The 12,605-nt window shown below is 73.9% G+C and carries 13 protein-coding genes; 6 read left to right on the top strand and 7 right to left on the bottom strand.

Annotated features, from left to right (window positions below; translation table 11 throughout):
* The first annotated feature begins 48 nt into the window (after positions 1 to 48).
* On the top strand, positions 49 to 921 hold the full coding sequence (locus AC0VYN_RS20110) for a universal stress protein (protein WP_475532068.1): 873 nt from the start codon (positions 49 to 51) through the stop codon (positions 919 to 921).
* 17 nt (positions 922 to 938) lie between these two features.
* On the opposite strand, the gene AC0VYN_RS20105 is transcribed toward AC0VYN_RS20110, so the two are convergent.
* The 3 genes from AC0VYN_RS20105 to AC0VYN_RS20095 form a co-directional block, all read right to left on the bottom strand.
* On the bottom strand, positions 939 to 2,171 hold the full coding sequence (locus AC0VYN_RS20105; protein ID WP_475532067.1) for a DUF4032 domain-containing protein: 1,233 nt from the start codon (positions 2,169 to 2,171) through the stop codon (positions 939 to 941).
* Positions 2,172 to 2,181: 10 nt separating this feature from the next.
* Positions 2,182 to 2,928, bottom strand: a complete 747-nt coding sequence (locus AC0VYN_RS20100; RefSeq protein WP_475532066.1) for an MBL fold metallo-hydrolase — start codon at positions 2,926 to 2,928, stop codon at positions 2,182 to 2,184.
* A gap of 78 nt (positions 2,929 to 3,006) precedes the next feature.
* Positions 3,007 to 3,636, bottom strand: a complete 630-nt coding sequence (locus tag AC0VYN_RS20095; protein WP_475532065.1) for an alpha-ketoglutarate-dependent dioxygenase AlkB — start codon at positions 3,634 to 3,636, stop codon at positions 3,007 to 3,009.
* 283 nt (positions 3,637 to 3,919) lie between these two features.
* Between AC0VYN_RS20095 and AC0VYN_RS20090 the strand changes: the two genes are divergently transcribed.
* From AC0VYN_RS20090 to AC0VYN_RS20080, 3 genes are all read left to right on the top strand, one after another.
* Positions 3,920 to 4,312 carry a peptidoglycan-binding domain-containing protein gene (locus AC0VYN_RS20090; protein ID WP_475532064.1) on the top strand — a complete coding sequence of 131 codons (393 nt, stop codon included), beginning with the start codon at positions 3,920 to 3,922 and terminating at the stop codon, positions 4,310 to 4,312.
* Between the two features lie 186 nt (positions 4,313 to 4,498).
* Complete coding sequence (locus AC0VYN_RS20085) at positions 4,499 to 5,143, top strand: TetR/AcrR family transcriptional regulator (protein ID WP_475532063.1); 645 nt, start codon at positions 4,499 to 4,501, stop codon at positions 5,141 to 5,143.
* A gap of 28 nt (positions 5,144 to 5,171) precedes the next feature.
* A complete protein-coding gene (locus tag AC0VYN_RS20080) occupies positions 5,172 to 6,845 on the top strand; it encodes an FAD-binding dehydrogenase (protein WP_475532062.1) in 1,674 nt (557 codons plus the stop codon).
* Positions 6,846 to 6,951: 106 nt separating this feature from the next.
* On the opposite strand, the gene AC0VYN_RS20075 is transcribed toward AC0VYN_RS20080, so the two are convergent.
* A complete protein-coding gene (locus AC0VYN_RS20075; protein ID WP_475532061.1) occupies positions 6,952 to 7,203 on the bottom strand; it encodes a WhiB family transcriptional regulator in 252 nt (83 codons plus the stop codon).
* A 115-nt stretch (positions 7,204 to 7,318) separates the two neighbouring features.
* Complete coding sequence (locus tag AC0VYN_RS20070) at positions 7,319 to 8,212, bottom strand: LysR family transcriptional regulator ArgP (RefSeq protein ID WP_475536936.1); 894 nt, start codon at positions 8,210 to 8,212, stop codon at positions 7,319 to 7,321.
* A gap of 108 nt (positions 8,213 to 8,320) precedes the next feature.
* Between AC0VYN_RS20070 and AC0VYN_RS20065 the strand changes: the two genes are divergently transcribed.
* Both AC0VYN_RS20065 and AC0VYN_RS20060 read left to right on the top strand, forming a co-directional pair.
* Complete coding sequence (locus AC0VYN_RS20065; protein ID WP_475532060.1) at positions 8,321 to 8,935, top strand: LysE/ArgO family amino acid transporter; 615 nt, start codon at positions 8,321 to 8,323, stop codon at positions 8,933 to 8,935.
* Between the two features lie 103 nt (positions 8,936 to 9,038).
* Entirely contained in the window at positions 9,039 to 10,331 is a 1,293-nt protein-coding gene (locus tag AC0VYN_RS20060; protein ID WP_475532059.1) for an MFS transporter, read from the top strand.
* A gap of 7 nt (positions 10,332 to 10,338) precedes the next feature.
* Here the strand turns inward: AC0VYN_RS20060 and AC0VYN_RS20055 are convergent, their stop codons facing one another.
* The gene (locus AC0VYN_RS20055) at positions 10,339 to 10,791 is read right to left on the bottom strand and encodes a cyclic nucleotide-binding domain-containing protein (protein ID WP_386926702.1); all 453 of its coding nucleotides are present in this window, start codon (positions 10,789 to 10,791) and stop codon (positions 10,339 to 10,341) included.
* 324 nt (positions 10,792 to 11,115) lie between these two features.
* Entirely contained in the window at positions 11,116 to 12,591 is a 1,476-nt protein-coding gene (locus AC0VYN_RS20050; RefSeq protein ID WP_475532058.1) for an aminotransferase class I/II-fold pyridoxal phosphate-dependent enzyme, read from the bottom strand.
* Positions 12,592 to 12,605: the final 14 nt, after the last annotated feature.

Below are 12,605 nucleotides of genomic sequence, written 5' to 3'. Positions count from 1 at the left end.
GGAAGACTGGGCGCCATGGACGTGACCGCGACACAGGGAGGGGCCCGTATGACGCGCCCGATCACGGCAGGGGTGGACGGAACCGAGGAGAGCCTGGCCGCACTGGCCTGGGCCGCCCGGGAGGCGGTCCGCCGGGAGACCGCGCTGCACGTCGTGCACGCCTGGCGGGCCGAGCCGGAGTCGGCGGGCGCCGGGGACCGCGAGGCCCAGGAGCGATGGGTCCGGGACGCGGTCGCCGAGTCGGTCCGCACCGTCACCGAGCGGCACCCCGGCCTCGCCGTGTCCACGGATGTCACCGAGGCCGACGACGCCGTCGCCGTGCTGCTCGCCGCCGCGGCCGACGCCCGGACGCTGGTGCTGGGCTCACGCGGCCACGGAGCGGTGGTCGGCTTCCTGCTCGGCTCGGTCGGTCAGCAGGTGATCGCCGAGGCGCCCCGGCCCGTCGTCCTGGTGCGGGCCGGGGACGAGGCGGCGGCGGAGGCCGCGGGCCGTGAGGTCGTCGTGGGCCAGCAGGGAGATCCGGAGGACAGCGCCGACGTGATGGGGTTCGCCTTCGAGGCGGCCGCCGCGCGCGGCGCCACCCTGCGTGCCGTGCGGGCCTGGACCCTGCCGACGGTGTTCACCTACAGCCCGGGGTCGATGCGGCTCGCCGACGAGGCCGGCGGTCTGGAGCAGTACGAGAAGAAGGCCCTCGGTGAGGCGCTCGGGCCGTGGCGCGAGCGCTTCCCCGACGTCCGGGTGGTCGAGCACGTCGAGATGGGCAGCGCCGGGCAGGTGCTGCTGGAGGCGGCCGCGCACGCCCAGCTGACGGTCGTCGGCCGCCGCGCCCGGCGCACGGCCGTCGGGGCGCGGATCGGTTCGGTGGCGCACGGCGTACTGCACCACGCGGCCTGCCCGGTGGCGGTGGTCCCGCACGCCTGAGCCGTGCCCGGGGCGCCTCAGTCCGAGGTGGGCTGGAGCGTCTCCCGGGCCTTCGGCAGGATGTTCGTGAGGTAGTCCCGGACGGCGGTGTCCAGGCCGATGTCGTGCTGGGCCCGCTCGGACAGGTACCAGCGGTGCTCCAGCAGCTCGTGGTAGATCTCGGCCGGGTCCATGGCGCCCCGCAGCTCCACCGGCACCGCCCGCACGGTCGGCCGGAACACCTCCCGCACCCAGCGGTGGGCGAGCACCTCCGGGCGGGCGCCCAGGGGATCGCCCGGGGCGTAGTCGTCCTGGGTGGCCATCCAGCTCTCCAGGTCGTTGAGCAGCCGGCGGGCCTGGTTCTCCTCGGCGTCCAGGCCCGTCAGGCGCAGCAGTTGGCGCTGGTGGTGGCCGGCGTCGACGACCTTGGGCACGAAGGTGACGGTGTCGCCGTTGGAGGCGTGCTCGATCTGCATCTCGGCCACGTCGAAGCCGAGGTCGTTGAGCCGCCGGATCCGGCGCTCGATGTAGTGGTGCTTGCCCGCCGGGTAGACGGAGGTGCGGGTCAGCTCCTCCCACAGGCGGCCGTAGCGCGCGCAGATCTCCCTGCCGAAGTCCACCGGGTCGACGGACGGGTGCAGCGCGCCGGACGCCTCCAGGTCGAGCAGCTCGCCGCTGATGTTCACCCGGGCCAGGTCGAGGTCGTAGTCGCGCTGCCCATCGCTCAGCCGCGGGTGCAGCTCGCCGGTCTCGGCGTCCACCAGGTAGGCGGCGTAGGCGCCCGCGTCGCGCCGGAAGAGCGTGTTGGACAGCGAGCAGTCGCCCCAGGCGAACCCGGCCAGGTGCAGCCGGACCAGCAGGACGGCGAGGGCGTCCATCAGCCGGTGCATGGTGGCCGGGCGCAGCGTCGTCTCGAACATCGACCGGTACGGCATGGACCCGCCGAGATGCCGGGTGATCAGCACCGGTTCGAGCGCTTCGCCGGCCTCGTCGGTGCGGCCGGTGACCACGCCCAGCGCGTCCACCGCGGGGATGCCGAGCCGGTCCAGGTCGCGCAGCAGCTCGTACTCGCGCAGCGCGGGCCGCTCGGCGAGCTCCTTGACGGCGATCACCTCGTCGCCGGCCCTGGCGTAGCGGACGACGTGGCGGGAGATGCCGCGCGGGAGCGGCACGAGGTACTCCTCGGGCCACTCCTCCAGGGGCAGCTGCCACGGAAGTTCGAGCAGGAGCGCCGGGTGCTCCGGATTGGTGGCACTGATCTGCAGGGACATGGGCCCGACTCTAGAACGTCCGTTCCCGGGCCAGTCGCGCGGCGTCCTTCACCGGGCCCCGGTGGACGGGACCGTGTCCGGGGAGCAGCACGTCGCCGTCGAGCCGCGCGAGGACGTCGAGCGAGGCCACCGTGCGGTCCCGCTCGTGGTGGAACATGCCGGGCAGCAGCTGGGGCCCCTTCACCCGCGAGGTGGGGTGCCCGCTGACCAGGGCGTCGCCGGAGATCACCACCCCGGCGTCCGGCAGGTGGTAGGCGCAGTGCCCGTCGGTGTGCCCGGGGGTGTGCACCGGCACGGGCCGGCCGGGCAGGTCGAGCGGGCCGTCCGAGGGGAAGGGGGCGGGGGCGGTCACCGGGTGCCGCTGCGTGCCGCCGGAACGGAGCACGTGCACCATCCAGGGCAGCACGCCCGGCCGCCAGCTGTTGCGCAGCACCTCGCCGACGGACACCTGGTGGAGGAAGTCCCGCCGGGCGTGCGGCACCTCGGCCTCGTGGAGGAGGACGGGGATGCCGTGGGCGGCGCGCAGGTACTCGGCCGAGCCCAGGTGGTCGTTGTGGGCGTGGGTGACGAGGACGGCCGTGACCGCCTCGGGTGAACGCCCGATCGCCGTGAGGGAGTCGAGCAGGAGCCGCCGGTCGCCGGGGTAGCCGGTGTCGATCAGGGTCAGCGCGTCGCCCTCGGTGAGGACGACCCAGTTGGTGTTGCTCCCGTGCACCAGGTAGGTGCCGTCCGCGACGTGCCGCACGTCCGCGCGCATCAGTGTCCCCGCATTCCCAGGTGGCCGGCCGACGGGGACAGCCAAGCAGACGGGGAGGCCCCACGGGCCGTGCGACGCTCAGCGCACCCCGTGCGGACGGAACTGGACACTGATGCGCGGGCCCACGGCGCGGGTGCTCTTGGGGACGCAGTGCTCCCAGGTGCGCTGGCAGGAGCCGCCCATCACGATCAGGTCGCCGTGGCCCAGCGGGCGTCGCACGGTCTCGCCGCCCCCGCCCGCCGGGCGCAGCAGCAGGTCGCGAGGCGCGCCCACGGAGAGGATGGCGACCATCGTGTCCCGGCGCGCGCCCCGGCCGATCCGGTCGCCGTGCCAGGCGACGCTGTCCCGGCCGTCCCGGTACTGGCACAGCCCGGCGGTCGTGAACGGCTCGCCCAGCTCCTCGGCGTAGTGGACGGACAGGGCGTCACGGGCCTCGTCCAGCAGCGGGTGCGGCAGCGGCTCGTCCGCGCCGTAGAACGCGAGCAGCCGGGGCACGTCGACCACTTGGTCGTACATGGCGCGCCGCTCCGCGCGCCACGGCACGTCGGCGGCCAGCCGCTCGAACAGTGCGTCGGCCCCGCTCAGCCACCCGGGGAGCACGTCGATCCACGCGCCGGAGCCCAGCAGGGTGCGGCGCACCCCCGCGAGGGAACCGAGCCGGACCTCGTCCGTCTGGTCGAAGAGGGATCCCTGGAGGTGCCTGGTCATGGGACCAGGGTACCGCGTATTCGAAAATACGTTCTATGCGGGAGGCGTCCCGGGGCGGGTCGCGCCCGGGTGCCCGGTGCCCCGGTCGCCGCGGCCGGGCCGGCGTGACCGCTTACCGCCAGGGTTTACCGCCGGCTACCGCGCTGGTGTGACGCCCGCGGAGCGGCCCGGGGCTAGGTTCTGTGGTCGCCGGGGCGGTGCGGCGTCCGACGCACCCGCCGGTGAGCCCGGTCGACCACCGGGCGTTCCGACACCCGTTCACCAGGGGGATCGCATGACTCGCATGTTCGGAAACAGCCCGGGCCCGCGTCGCGTCGTGATGACGGCCGCGCTGCTCTCCGTGCTGGCCGGCCCGGCCGCCGCGGCGCAGGCCGTGGCCACCGAGCGGCCGGCCGCCGTCACGGCCACCGCGTCCGTCGAGTACTGCGGGTACGACAACCGCAGGACGCCGCCGACCATCTCCTACGGATCGAAGGGCAACACCGTGCGTGAAGCCCAGTGCCTGCTGCGGGACTGGGACTACTACCTCGGCCCGAACGGCGTCGACGGCGACTTCGGCACCTACACCAGGAGCGCCGTCCGGCAGTTCCAGAAGGAGTTCGGTGTGCCGGGCGGGGTCGACGGCATCGTCGGCCCGAAGACCTGGGACGCCCTGCGCACGTACATCCCCCCGTAACGGACGCCCTCGGCGCGCGGCTGCGCGGCACGGCCCGCGAGGCCGTGCCGCGCGGCCGCATCCTCCCCGGCCGCCGTTCTCCGCCCGTACGTCGGCGCGATGCGAACGCCGGTGCGCCCGGACCCTTTCGATGCACCGGTGTATTCGATACATTCGCGTATCGAACGACGGAGAGGCGGTGCGGGCATGCCGGTGGGGCAGGCGGCCGGGCGCGTGACCAGGCGGCGCGCGCGGACCCGCGCGAACCTGCTGGACGCGGCGTTCGCCGTGTTCGCCGCCAAGGGGTTCGGCCGGGTCTCGATCGAGGAGGTCTGCGAGGCCGCCGGCTACAGCCGGGGCGCCTTCTACTCGAACTTCGACAGCCTCGACGAACTGTTCTTCGCCCTCTACCGCGAACGGGCCGAGCTGATCGCGGACCAGGTGTCCGGCGCCCTCGCCCTCGACGGGCCGGACCTCGACGTACCGGCCGCCGTGCGCCGGGTCACCGAGGTGCTGCTGCTGGACCGGGACTGGCTCCTGGTCAAGACGGACTTCCTGGTGCACGCCGCCCGCGACCCGGACGTGGCGCGGACGCTGCTGGAGCACCGGGCGCGCCTGCGCCGGGCGATCGCCGACCGCCTCGCCCGGGCGCACGCGCACACCCCGCTGCCCGCCGTGTTCGGCGACGCGGAGGCCGCCGCGCACGCCGTGGTCGCCGCCTACGACGGCGTCACCACGCAACTGCTGCTCGACCGGGACGCCGAGCACGCGCGGGGCTGGCTGGGCCGGCTGCTCACCGCGCTGCTCGTCGTCGGGAGCACCGCCCCCGGCACCACCGGCAACACCCACTGAGAAGACGGACGAGGAAGGGACGGGCGCCATGGACGCCGACGTCATCGTGGTCGGAGCGGGCCTCGCGGGCCTGGTCGCGGCGCACGAGCTGACCAGCCGGGGCCGCCGGGTCGCGCTGGTCGACCAGGAGAACGCGGCCAACCTCGGCGGACAGGCCTTCTGGTCCTTCGGCGGCCTCTTCCTCGTCGACTCCCCGGAGCAGCGGCGCCTCGGCGTCAAGGACTCCTTCGACCTGGCCTGGAGCGACTGGCAGGGCAGCGCCGGCTTCGACCGGACCGAGGACGAGGACTCCTGGGCCGTGCGCTGGGCACGGGCGTACGTCGAGTGGGCGGCGGGGGAGAAGCGGTCCTGGCTGGCCGGGCACGGCATCTCCTTCCTGCCCACCGTCGGCTGGGCCGAGCGCGGTGACCTCACGGCCGGCGGGCACGGCAACTCGGTGCCCCGCTTCCACATCGCCTGGGGCACCGGCACCGGAGTCGTCGAGCCGTTCGTGCGGTACGCGCAGCAGGCCGCGCGAGACGGCCTGCTGACCTTCCACCACCGTCACCGCGTCGACCACCTGGTCGTCGAGGCCGGCACCGCGCGCGGCGTGCGCGGCACGGTCCTCGCCGAGGACTCCTCGCCCCGGGGGGTCGCCTCCAGCCGCGACGCGACCGGCGAGTTCGAACTGACCGCCCAGGCCGTGGTCGTCACCTCCGGCGGCATCGGCGCCAACCACGACATCGTGCGCCGCCACTGGCCCGCACGCCTCGGCACGCCGCCCGCCGAGATGGTCACCGGCGTCCCCGCCTACGTCGACGGGCGGATGCTGGACATCAGCGCCGAGGCGGGGGTCCGCCTGGTCAACCGCGACCGGATGTGGCACTACACCGAGGGCCTGCGCAACTGGGACCCGATCTGGCCCGGCCACGGCATCCGCATCCTGCCCGGGCCGTCGTCGATGTGGTTCGACGCCCTCGGGCGCCGCCTGCCCGCGCCGTACCTGCCCGGCTACGACACCCTCGGCACGCTGCGGCACCTGCGCACCGCCGACGACCTGGCGGGCCACGACCACTCGTGGTTCATCCTCACCCGGAAGATCGTCGAGAAGGAGTTCGCCCTCTCGGGCTCCGAGCAGAACCCGGACATCACCGCCAAGGACCGTGCGGGATTCCTGCGCGAGCGCGTCCTCGGCAAGGGTGCTCCGGGCCCGGTGGACGCCTTCCTGCGCCAGGGCGCCGACTTCGTGACCGCGCCGGACCTGGAGCAGCTCGTCGACCGGATGAACGCGCTCACCGACAAGCCCCTCCTGGAAGCCGCCCCGATCCGGCGTCAGATCGAGGCCCGTGACCTCCAGATGGCCCACCCGTACGCCAAGGACGCCCAGGTCCAGGGCATCCGCAACGCCCGCCGCTACATCGGCGACCGCCTCGGCCGGGTCGCGGCCCCGCACCGCATCCTCGACCCGGAGGCGGGCCCACTGATCGGCGTCAAGCTGCACGTCCTGACGCGCAAGACCCTCGGCGGCATCCAGACCGACCTGGACTCACGTGCCCTGGGCGCCGACGGCACACCGGTCGAGGGACTGTACGCGGCCGGCGAGGTGGCCGGCTTCGGCGGCGGCGGGGTGCACGGCTACAACGCGCTGGAGGGCACCTTCCTCGGCGGCTGCCTGTTCTCCGGACGGGCGGCGGGCCGGGCCGCGGCACGGCAGACCGCCTGAACCCAGCGGCCGCCCCGGGAAGGCACGGTGCGGGGACCCCGGGAGGCGGAGGTGCCTCCCGCGTCCCGGGGTGCGCCGCGATGTACCGGCCGTCGAGGGCCCGCGCTCACCCCGAGCGCCGGCGTGCCGCCGCGCGGCGCTTGAGCGCACGGCGCTCCGTCTCGCTGGTCCCGCCCCAGACACCGAGGGACTGTCCCGTGTCGAGCGCCCACTGCAGACACTGCTCCTGGACGGGGCAGCGCCTGCAGACCGCCTTCGCCTGCTCGGTCTGCATCAGGGCCGGGCCGGTGGTGCCGATCGGGAAGAACAGGTCGGGGTCCTCCGTGCGGCACACGGCGTGCTCGCGCCAGTTGTCCATCAGTAGTCACCTGCGTTCGAATCGTGTCGTGCCCTCGTGAATGCCTTACTCCGCTTCGGGTGACCTGTCGACCGCGGAGTGAAACCGGCGGTATCGCGCCGGTCTCGCCGTGCACTCAGTCGCGCAGCGCCTCGGCCGCCGCCGTCACCACCGCGTCGGCCACCGCCGCCAGAGCGGGGGAGTCGAGCTTCCACTGCTGCCAGTACAGCGGGACGTCGACGGCCGACTCCGGTGCGAAGTCGACGAGCCGGCCGCTGCGCAGCAGGGGCTCCGCCTGGGGCTGCGGCACCATGCCCCAGCCGAGCCCGGCGGCGACCGCCTGCACGAAACCCTCCGAGGTCGGCACGTAGTGCCGCGCCGGCCCGGCACCGTCACGCCCGAGCCGTCGCACGAAGGCGTCCTGGAAGTCGTCCCGCCGGTCGAACACCACCACGGGAGCCGTGGCGAGCGCGTCCCCCAGCGGCCCGTCCAGCTGCCGGGCGGCGAAGTCCGGGGCGGCGCAGGGCCGGTAGCGCATCCGGCCCAGGAACCGGACGGTGCAGCCCGGCACCGGATCGGGGGAGGAGGTCACCGCGGCCATCACCACCCCCTCGCGCAGCAGGGCCGCCGTGTGGGCCTCGTCCTCGCGGCGCAGCTCGAAGCAGAGCCGGGACTCCGGCGGAATAAGCGTGAGGGCGCCGAGGAACCAGGTCGCGAGCGAGTCGGCGTTGACGGCCACCGAGACCCGGGTCGGCTCCCCGGCACCGGTCAGCCCCAGCTCCGCGCAGGCGTCCCGCTCCATCCTGGCCATCTGCCGGGCCAGCCGCACCAGCACCGCTCCGGACTCCGTGGGCCGCACCGGCTTGGTGCGCAGCAGCAGCACACGCCCGGTGCGCTGCTCCAGCGCCTTCACCCGCTGGCTGACCGCGGACGGGGTGATGTGCAGCGCGGCGGCCGCCGCGTCGAACGTGCCCTCGTCCACCACGGTCAGCAGGGTGCGCACCTGGTCCAGTGGCAGGTCCGCCGGCACCGTCGTCGCCCCGGTAGTCACCGTTCCGCCCCTTTCCTAAGCTCCGCTGATGTTACGTAAGAATCTTCAGCTGTACGTCCGGTGATCGTCACGCTTAGCGTCGGGGGCATGCCCAACGCACTCACCGCCGCGGCCGCCGGCTTCGGCACCGGCCTCTCGCTCATCGTCGCCATCGGTGCCCAGAACGCCTTCGTCCTGCGCCAGGGGATCCGCCGCGACGCGGTCCTCGCCGTGGTCGGCATCTGCGCGCTGTCCGACGCCGTCCTCATCGCCCTCGGCGTCGGCGGAGTCGGCGCGGTGGTGGTGGCCTGGCCGGAGGCGCTGACCGCGGTCGCCCGGATCGGGGGCGCCTTTCTGCTCTGCTACGGCGCCCTGGCCGCCCGGCGCGTGTTCGGCCCGGCCGGTGCGCTGCGGGCGGAGGGCGACGCGGCCGGCACGCGACGGCGCGCGGTGCTCACCTGCCTCGCGCTGACCTGGCTCAACCCGCACGTCTACCTCGACACCGTGTTCCTGCTGGGCTCCGTCGCCGCCGACCGCGGACCGCTGCGCTGGACCTTCGGCCTGGGAGCCGCCCTCGCCAGCCTCTGCTGGTTCGCCGCGCTCGGCTTCGGCGCCCGCTACCTCGGCCGCTTCCTGGCCCGGCCCGTGGCCTGGCGCGTCCTGGACGGCCTGGTCGCCGCCACCATGATCGTGCTCGGTCTCACCCTCCTCGCCGGCGCGTGACCGAGGCCGGCGCCGGGACCGGCCACGCGGTTCGAACGCGCCCGAACGGAGCTGCGACAGTGAGGCCCGCAATCGAAAGATGTATCAAGCATGTAGGAAGCGCGTGGACACGAGCGAGAGCAGTACCGAATCCCCGGACGAGGCCCCGGCCGGGGACGGGCGGCGTGGCCGGCGCCGCTGGGCCATGGACACCCGTCCCCTGCGCCGTCCCGCCTATCGCAGGCTGTGGTCCTCGACCGTCGTCACCGCCGTCGGCAGCCAGCTCACCGCCGTCGCCGTGCCCAAGCAGATCTACGACATCACCGGGTCCTCCGCCTGGGTCGGCGCCGCCGGCCTGGCCGGCCTCGTGCCGCTGATCGTGTTCGCGCTGTGGGGCGGCGCGGTCGCCGACGCCGTCGACCGCCGCAAGCTGCTGCTGATCACCAACACCGGCATCGCCGTCACCTTGCTGCTGTTCTGGGTGCAGGCCGTCACCGGCCTGGAGTCGGTGGCCGTCCTCATGCTCCTGCTCGCGCTGCAACAGGCCTTCTGGGGCCTCAACGCCCCGGCCCGGAACGCCTCCATCGCCCGCCTGGTGCCCGAGGGCGAGCTCGCCGCGGCCAACGCGCTCGGTTCGACCGTCATGCAGACCGGCCAGGTGGCCGGGCCGCTGCTCGCCGGCGCCCTCATCCCCGTCGTCGGCCTGCCCGAGCTGTATCTCATCGACGCACTGGCCCTGTGCGTCACGGTGTGGGCGGTCCACCGGCTGCCCGCCCTGCCGCCGCTCGCGGCCACGGCGGTCCGGCGCGCGGGCGTCCGCGAGATCGTGGCCGGCTTCCGCTACATCGCCGGGCACAAGGTGCTGCTGCTCTCCTTCCTGGCCGACATCGTCGCGATGGTCCTCGGCATGCCCCGGGCCCTGTTCCCGCAGCTCGCCGCCGAGACGTACGCCCCCTGGGGCGAAGGGCTCGCCCTCGGCCTGCTGTTCGCGGCCGTCCCCATCGGCGCGGTGGCGGGCGGGCTGTTCTCCGGCACCTTCTCCCGGGCGCGCCGGCACGGCTGGATGGTGATCGGCGCGGTCGTCGTCTGGGGGGCGGCCATCACCGGCTTCGGCCTGAGCGGCAGCCTGTGGCTCGCGGTGGCCTTCCTCGCCGTCGCCGGAGTCGCCGACATGGTCTCCATGGTGTTCCGCGGGTCCATCCTGCTGTCCGCCGCGACCGACGAGATGCGCGGGCGCATGCAGGGCGTCTTCACGGTGGTCGTCGCCGGCGGCCCCCGCCTCGCCGACGTCCTGCACGGCGGCGCGGGTTCCGCCTTCGGTGCGCGGGAGGCCGTCGCGGGCGGCGGGCTGCTGGTCGTCGTGGTGATGCCGGCCCTCGCCGCCGCCGTACCCGCGCTGCGCCGCTACCGCGTCTGACGCCGTGTCACAGCACGCGCCCCCGCATCGCGGCGTGCTCCACGAGGCGGACCCGGGTGGCCTCCAGCCGGTGCGCGAGGATCTCGGCCACCGTCCGCACCAGCACGATCCCGAGCTGCGGGTCCCTCTCGCACAGTGCGAGCACCGACGCTGCCTCGAACTCGTAGGCGCGTACCGGGCTGAAGGCCTCGGCGCCGAAGTCCCACTCGTACGGCGGGAACAGCCAGGACCAGCCGAGCAGGTCGCCCACGCCCAGGCTGGCGACCGTGACCCGTTGCAGGGGCGTCACCTGCTGGATCAGGGAGACCGCGCCGGACCGGATGACCCAGAAGCGGTCGGCCCGGTCTCCCGCCTCGAAGATGCGGACGTCCTCCGGGAAGGAGACCTCGCGGGCGAGCTCCATGAGACGGGCGCGCTGGGGCGGGGGGAGGGCGGTGAGCAGTTTGATCGCTTTGGTCATGACCTGGGGCTCCTCGCCGGCGATTCGGTTCCGGTGCTATCCCTCTGCACCATTTTCAGCCGCTGTCGCCGCTCTGAGCACCTCGGCGGCCGGCGAATCCTGTACGAATTCCGTGCCGGTCCGGGGGACGCGGTGCCGGGACATGAAAAAGCCCTGGCTGGACGGGGGAAGCCAGCCAGGGCCGTAAGCGGTGACACACGGAGGACATGTCCGTCGACTCCGTCGCCACGTATGGATGAACGCTAAACCATCTCTGCGCGTTCCGGGAACCTGTAACCGGGTCACGTGACCTGTTTCACTGCCCCGTCACCCGTCGTGACGAGGTCATCCTTCCTCCGCGAGGACCCTGACCGTCTCCAGCGACGGGTCGCTCGGGTCCGGGAGGAACATCCCCGCCTCCAGGCCGCTGCGCAGGTACCGCAGTACGGGCTCGGTCAGCCGCTCGCCCGGCAGCACCGCAGGGATGCCGGGCGGATACGGCGTGATCATCTCCGCGGCGATCCGCCCGGCGGCCCGCTCGAGCGGCACGGCCTCGGCCGGCCCGAAGAACGCGTCCCGCGGCAGCATCGTCTGCGGCATCCGCAGCTCCGTCGGCGACGGCACCTCGACCCGCGGCGCGGCGTCCAGGTCCGGCGCCGCCCGGGCGAGGTCCTTGAGCGCGGTGAGCAGCTCGCCGGCCGTCTCCCGGTCGTCGCCGTGGGAGATCTGCGTGCCGATCCGGCGGTGGTCGGTGAGGTGTGCGACGACGCCGCGGTGCTCGCGGAGCCAGTCCGCCGCCTGGTAGCCGGACACGCCGAGCTCGTCGAGGTCGATGACGACGGGCAGCGGATCGAAGCCGTGGGCCAGCCCCGGGCCGCAGAAGTCGTCCCGGCCGTTCACGTGCATCCCGTCGATCTCCTCGACGGCCGCCCGGACCTCGGCCACCAGGTCCAGGGCACCGCCCATGATCTCCTTCCCGCGCAGCGCCATCTGACGGCGCCAGCCGTCCAGCCCGGCGAAGATCAGCGCGGACGGGCTGGTCGTGCCCAGCAGGTCCGCCCGCATGCCGAGGAGCTCCGGCGGGACCAGGTCGCCGCGCAGGTGGAACACGGAGCCCTGCTCCAGGCCGCTGCCCATCTTGTGGATGCTGGTCACGCAGATGTCGGCACCGGCGTCCATCGCCCACGACGGCAGGTCGGGGTGGAAGGGCAGGTGCGCCCCCCACGCCTCGTCGACGATCAGCGGCGCCGAACGGCGGTGGCACACCTCGGCGACGGCCCGCAGATCGGCACTCGCTCCGTACGGCGTCGGGCTGGTGATCAGCGCCCCCTTGGCGTCGGGATGCGCGGCGAACGCCCGCTCGAAGTCCTCGGCGGACGGGGGGTGGGCGAGATGCCGCTCGGCGTCCCAGCGGGGATCCACCCAGACCGGCTCGATGCCGGACAGGATCAGACCCGCCACGACGGACTTGTGGGCGTCCCGGCCGATCAGCAGCTTCTCGTGCGGGCCCGCCACGGCGAGCATCGCCGCCTTCACCGACAGGCTGCTCCCACAGGTCGAGAAGAAGGTGTGGTCGGCGTGCACCGCGTCGGCCATCAGCTCCTGGGCACGCTGCAGCACGCGGCCCCGGGTCAGCCGGTCGTCGAGGCCGCCGGTCGCCAGGACGTCGCCGTGGAAGACGGCGTCGCCCAGCACCTCACGCACCTCCGGATCGGCGCCGCGCGCCTGCTTGTGCCCGGGTGGCGTGAACGACAACCGTCCCTCGCGGCGGTAGTCGGAGAGGGCTTCCAGGACGGGTGCGCGGGTGTGGTCGGCTGTCATGCCGACCCGGTTTC

The organism is Streptomyces sp. 63XJN7_1_ISO-PGPR-S23-121 (assembly GCF_056173025.1).
This window is presented reverse-complemented; position numbering and strand designations above follow the sequence as displayed.